The 15,159-nt window shown below is 42.0% G+C and carries 15 protein-coding genes and 1 riboswitch; of the genes, 14 read left to right on the top strand and 1 reads right to left on the bottom strand.

All coding sequences use genetic code 11. From position 1 onward, the window contains the following. Positions 1 to 63: 63 nt before the first annotated feature. Positions 64 to 1,392 carry a diaminopimelate decarboxylase gene (lysA, locus tag SLU01_RS16515; protein ID WP_147060385.1) on the top strand — a complete coding sequence of 443 codons (1,329 nt, stop codon included), beginning with the start codon at positions 64 to 66 and terminating at the stop codon, positions 1,390 to 1,392. 230 nt (positions 1,393 to 1,622) lie between these two features. After that, positions 1,623 to 1,985, top strand: a complete 363-nt coding sequence (locus SLU01_RS16520) for a GNAT family N-acetyltransferase (protein ID WP_147060414.1) — start codon at positions 1,623 to 1,625, stop codon at positions 1,983 to 1,985. A gap of 18 nt (positions 1,986 to 2,003) precedes the next feature. Here SLU01_RS16520 and SLU01_RS16525 read toward each other — a convergent pair whose 3' ends face one another. Next, positions 2,004 to 2,516: a DUF309 domain-containing protein gene (locus SLU01_RS16525; RefSeq protein WP_147060387.1), complete on the bottom strand. Its 513-nt coding sequence runs from the start codon at positions 2,514 to 2,516 to the stop codon at positions 2,004 to 2,006. A 210-nt stretch (positions 2,517 to 2,726) separates the two neighbouring features. On the opposite strand from SLU01_RS16525, the gene SLU01_RS16530 reads away from it, so the two are divergent. The 12 genes from SLU01_RS16530 (at position 2,727) to SLU01_RS16585 (ending at position 15,101) form a co-directional block, all read left to right on the top strand. After that, positions 2,727 to 3,488 (top strand): segregation/condensation protein A, encoded by a 762-nt coding sequence (locus SLU01_RS16530; protein ID WP_147060389.1) that lies wholly within the window; start codon positions 2,727 to 2,729, stop codon positions 3,486 to 3,488. Then, positions 3,475 to 4,086 carry an SMC-Scp complex subunit ScpB gene (scpB, locus tag SLU01_RS16535; protein ID WP_147060391.1) on the top strand — a complete coding sequence of 204 codons (612 nt, stop codon included), beginning with the start codon at positions 3,475 to 3,477 and terminating at the stop codon, positions 4,084 to 4,086. Before SLU01_RS16530 ends, scpB begins: the two co-directional genes overlap by 14 nt. Further along, on the top strand, positions 4,083 to 5,084 hold the full coding sequence (locus SLU01_RS16540) for a D-alanyl-D-alanine carboxypeptidase family protein (protein ID WP_147060393.1): 1,002 nt from the start codon (positions 4,083 to 4,085) through the stop codon (positions 5,082 to 5,084). The genes scpB and SLU01_RS16540 overlap by 4 nt, the downstream gene beginning before the upstream one ends. A 91-nt stretch (positions 5,085 to 5,175) precedes the next feature. Continuing rightward, complete coding sequence (locus SLU01_RS16545) at positions 5,176 to 5,907, top strand: pseudouridine synthase (RefSeq protein ID WP_147060395.1); 732 nt, start codon at positions 5,176 to 5,178, stop codon at positions 5,905 to 5,907. Positions 5,908 to 6,093: 186 nt separating this feature from the next. After that, positions 6,094 to 6,615, top strand: coding sequence for a thiol-disulfide oxidoreductase ResA (gene resA / locus SLU01_RS16550; protein ID WP_147060416.1), 522 nt, complete (start codon positions 6,094 to 6,096; stop codon positions 6,613 to 6,615). 16 nt (positions 6,616 to 6,631) lie between these two features. Further along, positions 6,632 to 8,284 (top strand): cytochrome c biogenesis protein ResB, encoded by a 1,653-nt coding sequence (gene resB, locus SLU01_RS16555; protein ID WP_147060397.1) that lies wholly within the window; start codon positions 6,632 to 6,634, stop codon positions 8,282 to 8,284. Between the two features lie 2 nt (positions 8,285 to 8,286). Further along, positions 8,287 to 9,471 (top strand): c-type cytochrome biogenesis protein CcsB, encoded by a 1,185-nt coding sequence (gene ccsB / locus SLU01_RS16560; protein WP_147060399.1) that lies wholly within the window; start codon positions 8,287 to 8,289, stop codon positions 9,469 to 9,471. 103 nt (positions 9,472 to 9,574) lie between these two features. Next, positions 9,575 to 10,294 carry a response regulator transcription factor gene (locus tag SLU01_RS16565; protein WP_147060402.1) on the top strand — a complete coding sequence of 240 codons (720 nt, stop codon included), beginning with the start codon at positions 9,575 to 9,577 and terminating at the stop codon, positions 10,292 to 10,294. Then, complete coding sequence (locus SLU01_RS16570) at positions 10,287 to 12,086, top strand: ATP-binding protein (protein ID WP_147060404.1); 1,800 nt, start codon at positions 10,287 to 10,289, stop codon at positions 12,084 to 12,086. Before SLU01_RS16565 ends, SLU01_RS16570 begins: the two co-directional genes overlap by 8 nt. A 70-nt stretch (positions 12,087 to 12,156) precedes the next feature. Then, on the top strand, positions 12,157 to 12,684 hold the full coding sequence (locus SLU01_RS16575) for an RNA polymerase sigma factor SigX (RefSeq protein ID WP_147060406.1): 528 nt from the start codon (positions 12,157 to 12,159) through the stop codon (positions 12,682 to 12,684). Further along, a complete protein-coding gene (locus tag SLU01_RS16580; protein WP_147060408.1) occupies positions 12,685 to 13,869 on the top strand; it encodes a hypothetical protein in 1,185 nt (394 codons plus the stop codon). Positions 13,870 to 14,117: 248 nt separating this feature from the next. Beyond that, a riboswitch (FMN riboswitch) is annotated at positions 14,118 to 14,249 on the top strand. A 270-nt stretch (positions 14,250 to 14,519) separates the two neighbouring features. Then, entirely contained in the window at positions 14,520 to 15,101 is a 582-nt protein-coding gene (locus SLU01_RS16585) for an ECF transporter S component (protein ID WP_147060410.1), read from the top strand. The last annotated feature ends 58 nt before the right edge of the window (positions 15,102 to 15,159 follow it).

The raw sequence follows: 15,159 nt of genomic DNA on the forward strand, positions 1-15,159 counted from the left end.
AGGATTGATTCTGAGCTCCCAGTTATGATAAGGTTTTATCAATATGACTTGGAGGAATGGAATATGCATCTATATGGAACTCAATCTGTGAATAATCATGGCCATTTGACAATCGGCGGAGTAGATACAGTAGATCTCGCAAATATGTATGGAACCCCTTTGCTTGTATATGATATTGCCCTTTTTAGGGAGCGGGCAAAAGCTTTTAAAGAAACGTTCAAAAAGGCTGGGATTAACGCGCAAGTAGCGTATGCAAGCAAAGCATTTTCTTCCATTGCCATTTATGAGGTTGCAAAGCAGATGGATCTTTCATTGGATGTTGTATCCGGTGGGGAGCTTTTCACTGCAGTTGCAGCGGACTTTCCCCGTGAGAAAATCCATTTTCACGGGAATAACAAAAGCTATACAGAGCTTCAATTCGCTTTTGATGAAGGTATAGGCTGCATTGTCGTTGATAACTTTTTGGAAATTGAAATGGTGAAAGAAATTTCGGAGGCGCGCCAAGAGAAGATGAATGTGCTCTTGCGCGTAACTCCCGGAGTGAATGCTTCTACCCATGATTACATTACGACAGGCCAGGAAGATTCCAAGTTTGGATTCGACCTGAAAAATGGACAGGCGGATGACGCATTCCTTAAACTGTATAATCACCCGTACATCAACCTGTTAGGGATGCATTGCCATATCGGTTCCCAAATATTCGAAACCGATGCTTTCCGGTTTGCAGCAGTCGCCCTTATGAATAAAATGGTCGATTGGCGTGAAAAATTCAAATTCATCTGTTCGGTTTTAAACTTAGGAGGCGGCTTCGGAATACGCTATACTGTGGAAGATACACCACTACATCCTTCTGCCTACGTGGAAGAGATGGAGAAAGTTGTATTGGAAATGACGCGTACGCATAATTATCCGGTTCCGGAAATCTGGATTGAACCAGGCAGATCGCTTGTTGGTGATGCCGGTACGACATTATATACAGCAGGCGCTATGAAAGAAGTTCCTGGTATCAGAACGTATGTCGCTGTCGACGGAGGCATGTCCGATAATATCCGTCCCGCTCTTTACGAAGCTAAATATACGGCAGTAACGGCCAATCGGATGGTAGATCCTCATTCTGATAAAGTAACAATTGCTGGGAAATGTTGTGAATCTGGAGACAAGCTCATTGAAGATGCTTACATTGCTGAACCTGTTGAAGGTGATATCATCGCCATTTTCTGTACGGGTGCATACACATATTCCATGGCCAGTAATTACAATCGTCTTCCAAAGCCGGCAATCGTGTTTTGTGAGGATGGACAACATCAATTAGTTGTTCGAAGGGAAACCTATGAAGATATTATTAGACTGGACGTCCCATTACAGAAGACAGAACATGGAGTTTCATCATGAGAAAACGTAATATGACCCTTTTTTTGCTCATACTTTTCGTTGCGTGCATCTGGGGGGCAGTGTACTGGTACTTTATTGCTCCTTTTACGGGACCGAATAAATGAACTTTCTCGATCATTGATATATTACCATCTATCATGTACGATTAGTTTTATTCAACGGTTGTTTCCGTTTTCATGCTGGCGAAAAGAATACAATTGAGGATTTTTTGAAAAGAAGGGATTCCATTGATACTTTTACGATACAAAAAAACGTATGAAAAAATCGCCATGGGCTTACTTTCGTATATGCCCGGAGAAAAAGCCGTAAAAAAACTGCAAGAAACGATACATCAGTACGAGCATGATGACGATTGGCAGTTGTATCTTCTGAAACAAGAAGAGGATTTTATTGGTCTTGTCGGGATTGTATTGGATGAGCATTCCTATACGGTCATGCATTTATCCGTCAACCCTTCTTTCAGAGGAGAAGGCATTGGCAGTGAAATGATTGCAAAGCTTGCGGAACTATTTCCTAACTTGGAATGTAAAAGTAATGAGTATACTGAGTCCTTCATGAAAAGATGCATGGATAGGGAAAGTAAAGATTCGTAAATAGGGGAAAGGAGCAGATCATAATGGTCTGCCCTTTTTCTTTTCGCGTTCAGCAAGAATATCATTGCGATCTCGTAGCATATGTTTATGAATGACGGTATCACTGTTCAAAGGAAGTAAATGCATGGAAGCAGCAGTTTCATCAACCAAAGCATTCAGCTCGTCCGAATTTAACGATAGTTGGAAAGACGAGAACGGCTCGGCTTTTTTCACTTTCTCAACTGCCTGATTTGTATTGTCAAGTAATCGTACATAATCGATGCCATGCGTAAAAGCCTCATGGAATTTTGGGAAGTCAAGAAACCGTCTCTCCGCTTTCAAGAGTGTCCGATAAGCACCGTTGAAATTAGACCTTCTCCAATGATAAAGTCCTGTCGCCAATAATATATAAGCAGTCAACGGATGCTCTTTCGAGTAATTGGGAATGGATTTCCAGTACTCCTCCAACACCTCATGGCATTCAAAGTAGTCTTGATTCCTATTAAAATAAACAATAAACTTTAAGAAAAGCGGATGCTTATACGGTTCCATCGAATCAGTCCTTTCTTCATATTACTTATAAATTTGTTGATTGAAGCGAAAGGCGGCGACTCCGGCGGGATAAGCGTCAGCAGAAGACCCCGCAACGGAGCGCAGCGAAGTGAGGAGGCTGAAGTGACGCCCGCGGAAAGCGTCCGCCTGTAGCGAAAATCAACGATTACATACTCGTATTGCAAATGCTGCCAAAACGGAGGAATCATAATGACATACAAAGTTAAACTCGAGGCTTTTGAAGGGCCCCTGGATCTATTATTACATTTAATCAACAGACTTGAAATCGATATCTATGATATACCGATGGCCGAACTGACAAGTCAATACATAGAACATCTTCACGCTATGCGTGTATTGGAACTGGATGAACTAAGCGAGTATCTCGTTCTTGCCGCCACTTTAATTGAAATTAAAAGTAAAATGTTATTGCCTGTTCATGAAGGGGAAGCATTGGATGACTCATCTGAATTCCAAATGGAAGACGACCCGCGGGATGAACTTGTTGCCCGTTTGATTGAATACAAGAGATATAAAGAAGCCGCTAATTCGTTAAAGGAATCGGCAGACGACCGAGCAGTCCATTTCACAAAAATTCCTGGCGATTTATCCGCTTATGGTGAAATCGCCGAAACAGAATCCGATGAAAAAATGAATGTGTTCGATTTGATCGGTGCTTTTCAGAAGATGCTTGAAAGGAAAAAACTTCGTGCCCCTTTAAGCGCTAAAATTATGAAATCTGAGGTCTCGGTTAGCGAGAAAATGGATAACATTATGACATTGCTTGAAAGGCGTGGCGGTAGATGCGAGTTTGACACCCTATTCGAAGAAGGAGATGTTGAAGACTTAGTCGTCACTTTCCTATCTTTATTGGAATTAATGAAAAGGCTTGATATTACGGTGTTGCAGGAAGACAACTTCGATAAGATGATCATCAAGGCAAGAGTGGAGGGGCATTATGGAAATCATTGATGAACGAATCATCGGCATGTTGGAAAGTTTTTTATTCATAGCGGGTGATGATGGCTTAACACTAAAGCATATCGCGACGTTGCTACAGACGGATGATGAATCGGCTGCTGTCATTGCGGAACAATTACGATTGAATTATGAAGGCAGAGCAGATTCCGGCATTACATTGAGACTGTACGGCGGTTCCTACCGGCTTGTTACAAAAGGGGAATTTGCTGATGACATTCTCCGGATGCTTGAAAACCCTACGAGAAATTCAATCACGCAAGCCTCGCTTGAAGTGTTGGCAATCATCGCCTACAAACAGCCAGTAACGCGGGTTGAAATCGATGACTTACGTGGGGTTAAATCAGACGGCCCGATTCAAACGCTTGTTGCAAAAGGTTTTATTATGGAGAAAGGCCGTCTTGAGAGCAGCGGCAGACCAATCCTGTATGGCACTACCGAATTATTTCTCGATAAATTCGGTTTGGAATCAATCGAAATGCTTCCTCCTTTAATTGAAAATGATGAGGAATCGTTTGGGGATACCGACCTATTTATGACAAAATTCCAAGAAGCATTTGAAATTACAGATGAAGGAGGAAAAAATGATTGAAACGGACATGGGCGATCGTAATTGTCCTATTTCTATCTATGATGTTTACGACGCTTCCTAAAAGCGCGGCTGCGGGAAGTGCCTGGGCGGTCATCGATGCCGATACCGGCCGCTTGTTGGACGGATCTAATGAAAATGTCCAATTGCCGATTGCGAGTTTGACAAAGATGTGGACGGCATTGACGTTTATCGAGAGCGGTGCAGATGGAGACGTTGTCATTTCGCCAGCAGCGGCTTCTGCAGAAGGTTCATCCATCTATTCTCAACAAGGTGCGGTAATGGATAGTGATGCATTGCTGTACGGTTTAATGCTTCGATCGGGAAATGACGCGGCGTTCGCATTGGCGGAACATGCGGGTGGCTCGGTTGATGGATTTGTCGATATGATGAATGAAAAAGCGCAATTTTACGGCATGGAAAGGACAACTTTCAAAAACCCATCAGGGCTTCATCATGAAGAGCATCTTTCAACGGCATACGAGACCGGCCTTATGCTCTATTTTGCAATGAAGAACGAGAAATTCCGTAAAATAGCTACTGCTGAAAACTTTGTTTACCGTAAAGGGGATGAAGTAAAAAGTTGGCGAAACAAACATCGTCTTATTCATACAAATGATGCTGTCATAGCCGGGAAGACGGGTTTTACGAAGGCGGCGGGCAGAACCTTGGCAACCTATTTTGAGAAGGATGACAAAAGACTGATCGTCGTTACGTTGAATAATGGAAACGATTGGAACGTGCATGAGCAATTGGCAAATACGACGTTCCAACAATATGACCTTGTTACTGTTGCGAAAAAAGGGAAGTACCGCATATTGCCCGGGGTCAATGGAGAGTTGAAGCGCCCGATTGTCCTTTTATTGAATAAGAACGAAGTGGAAAGGGTATCCCATGTCGTTTACATTCCCCGAAACCAAGGTGATAAAGGTGCAGGGACATGGACGGTATCATTGAACAATGAGCTGCTCATTTCTGCTGAAGTGGAAATTTACAAGTGAAAAAAGGGAAGACTGACGATATTAGGTCGGTCTTCTTTTCATTTGCGGTGAAATATGACATAATTTTTTGAGGTGGAAGGAAGGTGTCATTATGGAAAGATTACAAAAAGTACTGGCTCAAGCAGGTGTAGCATCCCGCAGAAAGGCGGAAAAGCTCATCGTTGATGGAATGGTAAAAGTGAACGGAAAAGTCGTGACAGAACTAGGGACGAAGGTGACACGTGCAGACCGGGTTGAAGTACAAGGCGTGGAGCTCGTCAAGGAACAATTCGTCTATTACTTGCTATACAAACCAAGAGGCTATATATCGACGGTTAGTGATGAGAAAGGCAGGAAGACCGTACTCGATCTGCTTCCTATGATTGAACAGCGGATATTCCCGGTTGGAAGACTGGATTTTGATACTTCCGGCATCATTATAATGACAAATGATGGTGACTTTTCGTATTTGATGACCCATCCGAAGTTCGGCATCCAGAAAAAGTATGTAGCCAAAGTGAAAGGGATTCCTGAACGAGATGCATTGAAAAAGCTGGAGCGCGGAATTGAACTTGAAGACGGCATGACTGCCCCTGCACGAGTGAAAATGCAGTCTTTTGACAAGAAGACAGGGACAGCAATCATCGAGATCACAATTCACGAAGGCCGTAACCGGCAAGTGCGCAGAATGTTCGATGCAATCGGCTGTCCTGTTCAAAAGCTGAGAAGAGAATCTTTTGCGATGCTGACAACAAGCGGATTGAATGCAGGTGAAGCAAGGGAATTGACGACACATGAAGTGAAACAGCTAAGAGTGCTTGCGGAAACAGGTAAAATCGGGTAAGCGTGCTTTGCTCATTTATTCCGTCTAGACCCCGGGTGGCAACCGCTAGGGTCATAAGCCACCCTGCGCTTTTGTTGAGAAACGTTCACAAACCTATCACGACTTCACAATTACTTCAATAGTTGTTTTGCTATAATTGTATCTGGCATCTTTATTATTGTTAGGGGGGCTATCCAGTTGTCCAAAGTGAAAAAAAAGCGGTCACGCCTCATTTTTCGTACCGTCGTACTACTTCTATTAGCATCAGCTATTATCTTTTCAATTTTTTCAAAAGACAAGGTGAAGGTTCTTGCGGTAGGTGACAAAGCGCCAGATTTTGAGTTGGTTGACTCGAAAGGGAACAAGCATCGGCTATCCGATTACGCAGGAGAAGGTGTATTTCTGAATTTTTGGGGCACGTGGTGTCCGCCGTGTAAACGCGAAATGCCGTACATAGAAGACCAGTATAAGTCTTTCGCGGATAAAGGGGTACATGTATTATCTGTCAATATTGGTGAATCCAATTTGAAGGTGGATACATTTAGCCAACAATACGGTCTGACTTTCCCGATTGTTATTGATAAAACGAAAGATGTCAGGGACCTTTACAATATTGTCCCGCTTCCGACAACTTTCCTAATCGATAAAGATGGGAAAATCACTAAAATCATTACAACAGAAATGACTGAAGAGGAAATCATTTCTTATATGGAGAGCATCCAACCTTGATAAGGAGTTCGTAAACATGAGTAAAATCAAATGCCAATGCGGTCACGACAACCCATTCGGAACAGTGCTTTGTGAAAAATGCGGACGTCCAATGACCGAGGAAGCGAAAAAAAGTGAAGTCGTTGATATGAGATATGAAGGATCTGCGCGCAGGTCGCAGACGTACAAACGCTCAATCATCGACAAAGTATGGAATTTCTTTTCGAGTGTGAAAATAGGTGTGAGCATTATTGTCGCAGTCCTTGTAACTTCAGCAATCGGAACGTTATTTCCACAAAAGTTTTACGTGCCGGTGAATCAGGATTCACCCGCGGAATTATTAGCATATTATGAACGTCTGTACGGATTTATAGGAACAATCTATTATAAATTAGGCTTCTATGATATGTATAATAGCTGGTGGTTTAAAATACTGATTGGAATGCTTGGTACGTCCATCATCATCGCCAGTCTAGATAGGGTGATTCCACTCTATAAATCGTTGAAAAAACAACGGACGAAGCGGCATGCATCCTTCATGAAACGGCAGCGTATTTATGGTGAAGGCCGTTCTGAAAATGCGGATTCTGCTTTAACGAAAGCGGAAGAAAAGCTGAAGGAAATGAAATATAATGTAAAAACGGAAGACGGGGCCATTTTGGCTGAAAAAAACCGTTTCTCCCGTTGGGGTCCCTATGTCAATCATACAGGTTTAATCATTTTCTTATTCGGAGTTTTATTGCGGGGCATTCCTGGCTTCTATGTCGATGAGACAATGTGGATCCGGGAAGGTGAATTACGTGCAATTCCAGGTGCTCCAGATTTTTACCTAGAAAGTAACGATTTCAAAATCGAGTATTACTCAAAAGAGGAAGCTTCTGAAGTATTCGGCGAAGCTTTAGACCGAGTGGGACAAATTGTTAAAAAGTATCAAACAGATGTAACACTATACAAAAAGAAAGAGGAAGGCCTCGTTGGGTCATCCGATCTGGATGTTGTTAAAGATTATTCAATTATTGTCAATAAGCCATTGAAGTTCGATGGATATAATGTTTTCCAGATGGACTACCGTCTCGCTGAACTGAAATCGATGACAATGCAATTGATTGAAAAGAAAACAGGGAAGTCTTTTGGTCAATTTACGATTGATCTCGATGATCCTGAAGGCGTTTATAAATTGAACGATGGCGCCCAAGTCGATCTAATTGGCTATTATGCAGACTACAATGGCGTGGAAAATGGAGAACCTGTTTCTAAATCTCCAATTCCGAACAATCCTGCATTCATCTTTGAGATGAAAACTCCGGAAAAGCCGAAAGGTGAAAAAAGCTTTGTTGCAATCCAACAAACTCTGGAAACAGAAGAGAATGCGTATGCGGTGAAGTTTGTCGGCGCAGATACGCGGGATATTTCCGGTCTGACGATCCGCAAAGATAAGACATTATATATTCTTCTTTTAGGCGGCCTCATCTTCATGATTGGTGTCATTCAAGGGTCCTATTGGAATCATAGACGCATTTGGGTTCAAAAAGGGGAGAACGGGGAATTGATGTTGGCAGCTCATACAAATAAGAACTGGTTCTCTTTGAAAAAGGAAATAAATGCTGTCAAAGAATATGCAGACTTGCCAAACTATGAAGATAGACAAGACAATGAGTCGTCAATTGAGCAAGAGGAAGGAGAAAAATAATTATGAGCCTTGCATCATTAAGCTCTAATCTGCTTTTAGTTTCTTTTATTGCCTATTTAGTAGCCACACTGTTTTTTGGAGGCGCGGTAAAAGGAGCTAAATCGGAATCATCTTATAAAAATAATAGATGGGGCAAAATCGGAATTGTGATAACAATTATCGGCTTCATCACTCATCTCGGTTATTTTATTACGAGATGGATGGCATCAGGACATGCACCTATGAGTAATATGTTTGAATTTACTACTGCTTTCGGCATGATGTTAGTAGGGGCTTTCATTCTTCTATTCTTCTTGTATCGAACACCATCGTTGGGCTTGTTCGCATTACCGATAGCAATCATTATTATTGGGTATGCCAGCATGTTCCCGACTGAGATTACGCCGCTAATCCCAGCATTGCAAAGCCACTGGTTGGCAGTCCATGTTATAACTACCGTAGTGGGTGAGGCGATTCTTGCAATTAGCGCCGTAGCAGGTTTAATTTACTTGTTAAAACATATCGATATGTCAAAACCGTCTAAACAGCGTTTTTGGCTTGAAGCGGTAATATTCACTCTCGTCCTCGTCCTTGGATTTGTCGTTTCGTCAACAACGTTCAAATTGACTGGCTATGAAGCACATTTTACGTATATCGATAAAAATCAGGCTCCGGCAAAGATTGAATATAATTACCCTCCATTATTCGGCATGAATGGATATGAAGCGCTGACTCCGGAAGCTATGACGCCATGGGCAGAAATGCCGGCTGTTGTTAATGCAAAGACATTAACCTCGTTTGTTTGGTCGGTAGCGACTGGAATTGTCCTATATTTACTATTAAGGCTTATTTTCCGGAAACCGATTGCGAGCATATTCCAACCATTTGCGAAGAAAGCGAATTCGCAGCTAATGGATGAGATCGGTTACCGCTCAGTCTTGATCGGATTTCCTGTCTTCACCTTAGGAGCATTGATATTCGCAATGATCTGGGCCCACGAAGCATGGTCCCGATTTTGGGGATGGGATCCGAAAGAAGTATGGGCGCTTATTACTTGGCTCTTTTATGCGGCGTTCTTGCATTTACGGCTTTCAAAAGGTTGGGAAGGCAAGAAATCAGCTTGGCTTGCGGTTATCGGTTTTATCATCATTATGTTCAACCTGATTGCCGTCAACCTGATTATCGCTGGTTTGCATTCTTACGCGTAAATCATTTGGACTGCACAGCCGTTAAGGTTTCGTGCAGTCTTTCTTTTTTATAAGACTGCTTGTACAATAAAAGTAGGAGTGTATTGGAAAGGGGATATTCACAATGGAGGAAAGTGTTAAACTTTTAGTGGTGGATGACGAAGACCGGATTCGCCGTCTTCTTAATATGTATCTATCTAGGGAAGGTTTCGAAATAGAAGAAGCGGTCGATGGTGCGGAAGCGATTGAAAAAGCGCTTGCCAATCATTATGACTGCATTTTACTGGATTTAATGATGCCTGAGAAAAATGGACTTGAAGTTTTACAGGAGCTGCGTGAGGCAAAGAAAATGACACCTGTCATTCTACTTACTGCGAAAGGTGAAGAATCTGATCGCGTAGAAGGATTTGAAACAGGTGCAGATGATTATATCGTAAAACCTTTTAGCCCTCGTGAAGTTGTCCTGCGCGTGAAGGCGATTTTAAGACGTTCTGTATCATTCCCTGATGCTACCGCTACGAACAGTTCAAAGGATCTTGTCGTCTTTCCGCAATTGACGATTGATCATGATGCGCATCGCGTAACAGCCGAAGGGAAAGAAGTGAATTTAACACCGAAGGAATATGAATTGCTTTATTTTCTCGCAAAGTCACCTGACAAGGTTTTTGATCGTGAACAATTATTGAAAGAAGTTTGGCACTATGAATTTTTCGGAGATCTACGTACTGTTGATACACACGTTAAACGTCTCCGCGAAAAACTTAGCCGAGTATCTGAAAGTGCTGCAAAAATGATCGTTACTGTTTGGGGCGTCGGCTATAAATTCGAGGTACCAAATGAATAGAATATGGCATTCAATCGTCGGGAAGCTATGGGCAACCATATTGCTTCTCGTTTCATTTGTCCTGTTTGTCGTCACTGTATTGCTTCTTGAGTTCCTGGATAATTTCCATACGAAACAGGCGGAGGACTCTTTGCGCAGGGAAGCGACGACGATCGGTAAAATTGTTGTAGATCATGAAAATGAGTCTGCAATGCGGGTGATCATCCAGGATATATTGGATAACGAGACGAATGCAGTGATCATTGATTCTGATAAACAAGTGCATTATTCATTTCATCAAGGATTGAATGAAGACAAAATCGAGGAAAAAATCTTATCTGAACCGAAGTTTTTCACGAACCTTACGATAAATGAAAAAATCGTCAAGGAAATGATTTTACCCTCCCTTACCGATGAAAATGTCATGGAACAATATCTTGTTCTTATGTATCCTTTTGAGGAGATAGATGGGACAATCCAGTCCATTATCATGTACCAAAGTTTAGATGCCGTTCATCGGACAACGAAGAGAACGACGCATATCGTATTTTTATCCGCTTTTATTGCATTCATTTTAACGACATTTTTCGCTTTTTTCCTTTCAACCAAAATCACCTCACCATTGCGGGGGATGAAGCAGGCTGCGTTTGAGTTATCGAAAGGTAATTTTGAAACGCGTCTCCCGGCAACGCAAAATGATGAAATCGGCCAGCTCGCAATTGCCTTTAACCAAATGGGCAGGCAGTTGAAATACCAAATGGAATTGATCAAACAGGAAAAGGAACAACTTTCAAGCATCTTGACGTCGATGACGGATGCGGTCATTACTTTCAATCGCGACTATTCCATTTTACTAAGCAATCCGCAAGCTGAACGGCTTTTACAGAAATGGTATTTTGCCAATGGGGCTAATGATAAAATACTGCCTCCCGAAATATTCCATATGCTAGAACATGCAATTACATTTGCGGAGGAAGTCGAGGATGAGCTTGAATTAGTTGGTCAGTTTTACGGTGTTTCGATTAGTCCTCTTTATAGTGAAAACAGCATCCGTGGAGCTGTAGCAGTTTTACGGGACATGACAGACCAGCATAAGCTGGATAAGCTTCGATCTGACTTTATTGCCAATGTATCTCATGAACTGAGGACGCCTATTTCCATGTTGCAAGGGTATAGTGAAGCAATTATTGACAATGTTGTAACGAGTGAAGAAGAAAAAAATGAAATGGTACAAATCATCCACGATGAATCAAAAAGGATGAGCCGACTTGTTACAGACTTGCTCGATTTGGCAAGAATGGAATCCGGTCACATGCGTTTATATAAAAGTGAACTATCCATTATCCCGTTTTTAGAGAGAATTTTAAATAAGTTTATGCAGATTGCCCGCGATTCACAAGTTGAGCTTTCTATAGAACATTCTTATCCAGATGGTGAAATCATTATTGTTGCGGATGCAGACCGACTTGAACAAGTATTTACAAATTTAATCGACAATGCAATCCGCCATACCCCTGATGGAGGAAAAGTGACTGTCCGTGTCGAAAGAATAGAGGATATGTTGGAAATCTCTGTCGCAGATACCGGGACAGGCATTCCGTCCGAGGATTTGCCTTTCATTTTCGAACGCTTTTATAAGGCAGACAAAGCAAGGACAAGAGGAAAAGGTGGGACAGGACTCGGTTTGGCAATCGCTAAAAATATCATCGATTCACACGAAGGTCGTATTTCTGCCGAATTAGGTGACCCGTCAGGAACAATCTTCAAATGTATATTGCCAATCGATCCGGATCATTCGAAGGTGGAAAATTAATAAAGCTAAAATCGGTAAGATGAAACTTTTCTACTTGAATTACGACTAATGTAATGAACGGGGGGATTTCGTGGATGACTCCGTTTTCCACAGATTATATGAGCACTATCACCAAGATGTCTTTAACTTTCTCACTTATTTGACTGGGGATCGTAATCAGTCCGAGGACTTAATGCATGAAGTATATGTACGGGTTCTTCGGGCTTATGCCGGATTTGAAGGAAAGAGTTCCGAAAAGACTTGGTTATTTTCCATTGCGAAAAATGTCGCGATTGATCATTTCAGAAAGAAGTCGGTAAGGCAAAAGCATCAGTTTGACCAATTTGATTGGGAGCAGAGTGAACTTATCTCAAGCGGCTGCACACCCGACGAAATCTTATCGTTAAATGAAGAGATGAGACAATTGCTTCAAGTTTTGGATACATGCACGGGAGACCAAAAAATGGTGATTGTTTTGCGATATTTTCAAGAGCTGTCCATCGCGGAAACAGCTGAAACACTTGGATGGACTGAAGGTAAAGTGAAGACGACTCAGCATCGGGCGATAAAAACGTTGCAAAAGAAATTGAATACTCTTTCGGCGGAAGGGGGAAGATGAATGGCAAACAATCAATGGGATGACGAAAAAGTAGAGAAGCTTCTTCATTCGGTGCCGAAAATAAAAGATGAGCGATCTTCAACAGACATTTTAGAACGTCTGAAACAAGATGAAAGACTGAAACAAACCCGTCGCCCGAAAATGAAACGCTGGATACCGAGCATTGTAGCAGTTGCTGCTTTACTAGTATTCAGCCTCCTCGTCCCTTCCATGATCAAACAAACTAATACAAGTCATGAAATTGGTTCTGAATCTCTTCAGACGAATGATGATTTTTCGGCGAAGCGTTCAATGGATACTGATGCCGAAGTAGAAGAATCATCAATCATTGAGTCGAATGATGCCGTTGAACCGGCGGCATTTTCAATAAGGGCAATGATGGAGAGCCATGTTCTATTATTGGAAGAAGCGCATGATGCATTATTATTACCAATTGGTTTAGTTCACGAAGCAAATGTCGTCCCTGTCACGTTTATACTATCAAGCGATGAAGTCGATGAAAATCAATCGGACAGTGTCGCCTTATATAATAAATACGCAGCAGTAATTGATGAAGTGGGGTATGGATTTGATGAATATCACCCATACAAAGGGGAAATCTCAGTTTCAGACAACACTGTAATCCATCAATTGCCAAAAGATCATCAGTATGACATGTCAACAGCGACGATAAGCGTTTATATGAACTCGATGAAAGCAACATTTACGGATCAAGAAAGATTTAAAGTAGTCGATACTGAAGATAAACCACTCGCTTTTGATTATGTTGGCGAGGAAATGGCTGACTCCTTAGAGATACGACTCCCTTACTTTAAATACACGATGCCTTCAGGAAAGGTTTACTTAGTCCCATATGAGAATGGGGATTCCTCAACTGTGACGGAAGCTTTATTGGCAATGAAGCATGCTGAGAACGATATCGTGGAAGAAGTCGTGCCCGAAGGAGTCGATTACAAAGTCGAAGTGTCGGATGAAATCGCGATCCTCACATTTGATGAATCAGTCGATTTGAATGCATTGCCACAAAACGAGGCACTGGAAATGATTGAAGGTTTTATGCTGACAGCGAACAACTACGGCCTGCAAATTCAATTGAACAATACCGAACAAGAACATTACAACAAATACGACCTGACAAAGCCATTGCCTAAAATCGCAGGAGCCAACCCTATTTGGCTGCCTTGAATGTGGGGTATATTATAGAACATTATGGATAGTAGGATATTTTGTTGATTGTAGTGGAAGGCGGCGACTCCGGCGGGAATAGCATGAGCTGAAGACCCCGCAACGCAGCGAAGCGAAGTGAGGAGGCTGAAGCCATGCCCGCGGAAAGCGTCTCCCTGGAACGGAAATCAACAGTGTTAGCATTTTGTAAACAGCGAAGTTTACAAAATGCTTTTTTTCATTTACAATAGAGTCGTAACATAATATTGATTCATCTTCGGGGCAGGGTGCAATTCCCGACCGGCGGAAATGGAAGTTTATCTTTCTAGCCCGCGAGCTTAACAGCTGATTCCGGTGAGATTCCGGAGCCGACAGTATAGTCTGGATGGGAGAAGGTGAAGGTGCAGCCGTCTTTTTGTGTTGTCTACAAAAAGGGTGCTTATTTAAGTATGGGGATTCCTATTTTTTTACTAGGTTCAACCCCTTATTTAAGAATGCCTTTTTAACTCTCCCTAAAGCTTATTAGCTTTGGGGATTTTTATATCTAAAGCGGAGGCGGTCTGCCTGGATGCGACAGAGCATCTGGCCGCTGAAGCTGGATGATTGACAACACTAAATTCGGTCAGACCTTTCCTCTTTTGAAGTGAATCGCAAAAGGAGAGAGGATTAAAATGAACAACAAGAAATTAAGAAGGATGATTCTCATCGCAATCCTGGGAAGCATTTCAACGGTATTAATGCAGTTGAATTTCCCGATGCCGGCACTGCCTGCGTTCTTGAAAGTCGATTTCAGTGAAATTCCAGCTGTATTGGCAATCATGACAATGGGTCCTGTCGCAGGAATCGCAGTAGAATTGCTTAAAAATGTATTGCATTGGTTTTTATCAGGAAGCCCGACAGGTGTACCAGTAGGAGAAATTGCGAACTTTGCAACAGGCATGCTTTTCATCATGCCGATCTATTTTATTTTTAATAAAGTAAAAAACACAAAAGGCCTGACAGCAGGTTTAATTGCTGGGACGGTTACCATGGCTGTCGGAATGAGCGCATTAAACTATCTCGTGTTCTTGCCGATGTACACATACTTCTTAAATATGCCTGCCTATACGGGCGATGCACTATTCAACGTGATTGTACTAGGAATTCTCCCATTCAACTTAATAAAAGGTATCATGCTAATGATCATTTCATTGTTGTTGTATAAGAGCATGAGCAAATGGATCGACCAACAAAACCGTCAATTGACGATGTAATAATTGATAGATCGCGCGAGTATGAGAACAGATAATTGTTCCCATGCTCGTTTTTCTT

This window comes from Sporosarcina luteola, assembly GCF_007991495.1.
Lineage (GTDB): Bacteria > Bacillota > Bacilli > Bacillales_A > Planococcaceae > Sporosarcina > Sporosarcina luteola.

What these genes read in the sequence shown, in the direction of transcription:
- lysA (WP_147060385.1), top strand. Translation starts at nt 64, where the DNA reads ATGCATCTATATGGAACTCAATCTGTGAATAATCATGGCCATTTGACA.
- SLU01_RS16525 (WP_147060387.1), bottom strand. Translation starts at nt 2,516, where the DNA reads ATGGAACCGTATAAGCATCCGCTTTTCTTAAAGTTTATTGTTTATTTT.
- SLU01_RS16530 (WP_147060389.1), top strand. Translation starts at nt 2,727, where the DNA reads ATGACATACAAAGTTAAACTCGAGGCTTTTGAAGGGCCCCTGGATCTA.
- scpB (WP_147060391.1), top strand. Translation starts at nt 3,475, where the DNA reads ATGGAAATCATTGATGAACGAATCATCGGCATGTTGGAAAGTTTTTTA.
- SLU01_RS16545 (WP_147060395.1), top strand. Translation starts at nt 5,176, where the DNA reads ATGGAAAGATTACAAAAAGTACTGGCTCAAGCAGGTGTAGCATCCCGC.
- resB (WP_147060397.1), top strand. Translation starts at nt 6,632, where the DNA reads ATGAGTAAAATCAAATGCCAATGCGGTCACGACAACCCATTCGGAACA.
- ccsB (WP_147060399.1), top strand. Translation starts at nt 8,287, where the DNA reads ATGAGCCTTGCATCATTAAGCTCTAATCTGCTTTTAGTTTCTTTTATT.
- SLU01_RS16565 (WP_147060402.1), top strand. Translation starts at nt 9,575, where the DNA reads ATGGAGGAAAGTGTTAAACTTTTAGTGGTGGATGACGAAGACCGGATT.
- SLU01_RS16570 (WP_147060404.1), top strand. Translation starts at nt 10,287, where the DNA reads ATGAATAGAATATGGCATTCAATCGTCGGGAAGCTATGGGCAACCATA.
- SLU01_RS16580 (WP_147060408.1), top strand. Translation starts at nt 12,685, where the DNA reads ATGGCAAACAATCAATGGGATGACGAAAAAGTAGAGAAGCTTCTTCAT.
- SLU01_RS16585 (WP_147060410.1), top strand. Translation starts at nt 14,520, where the DNA reads ATGAACAACAAGAAATTAAGAAGGATGATTCTCATCGCAATCCTGGGA.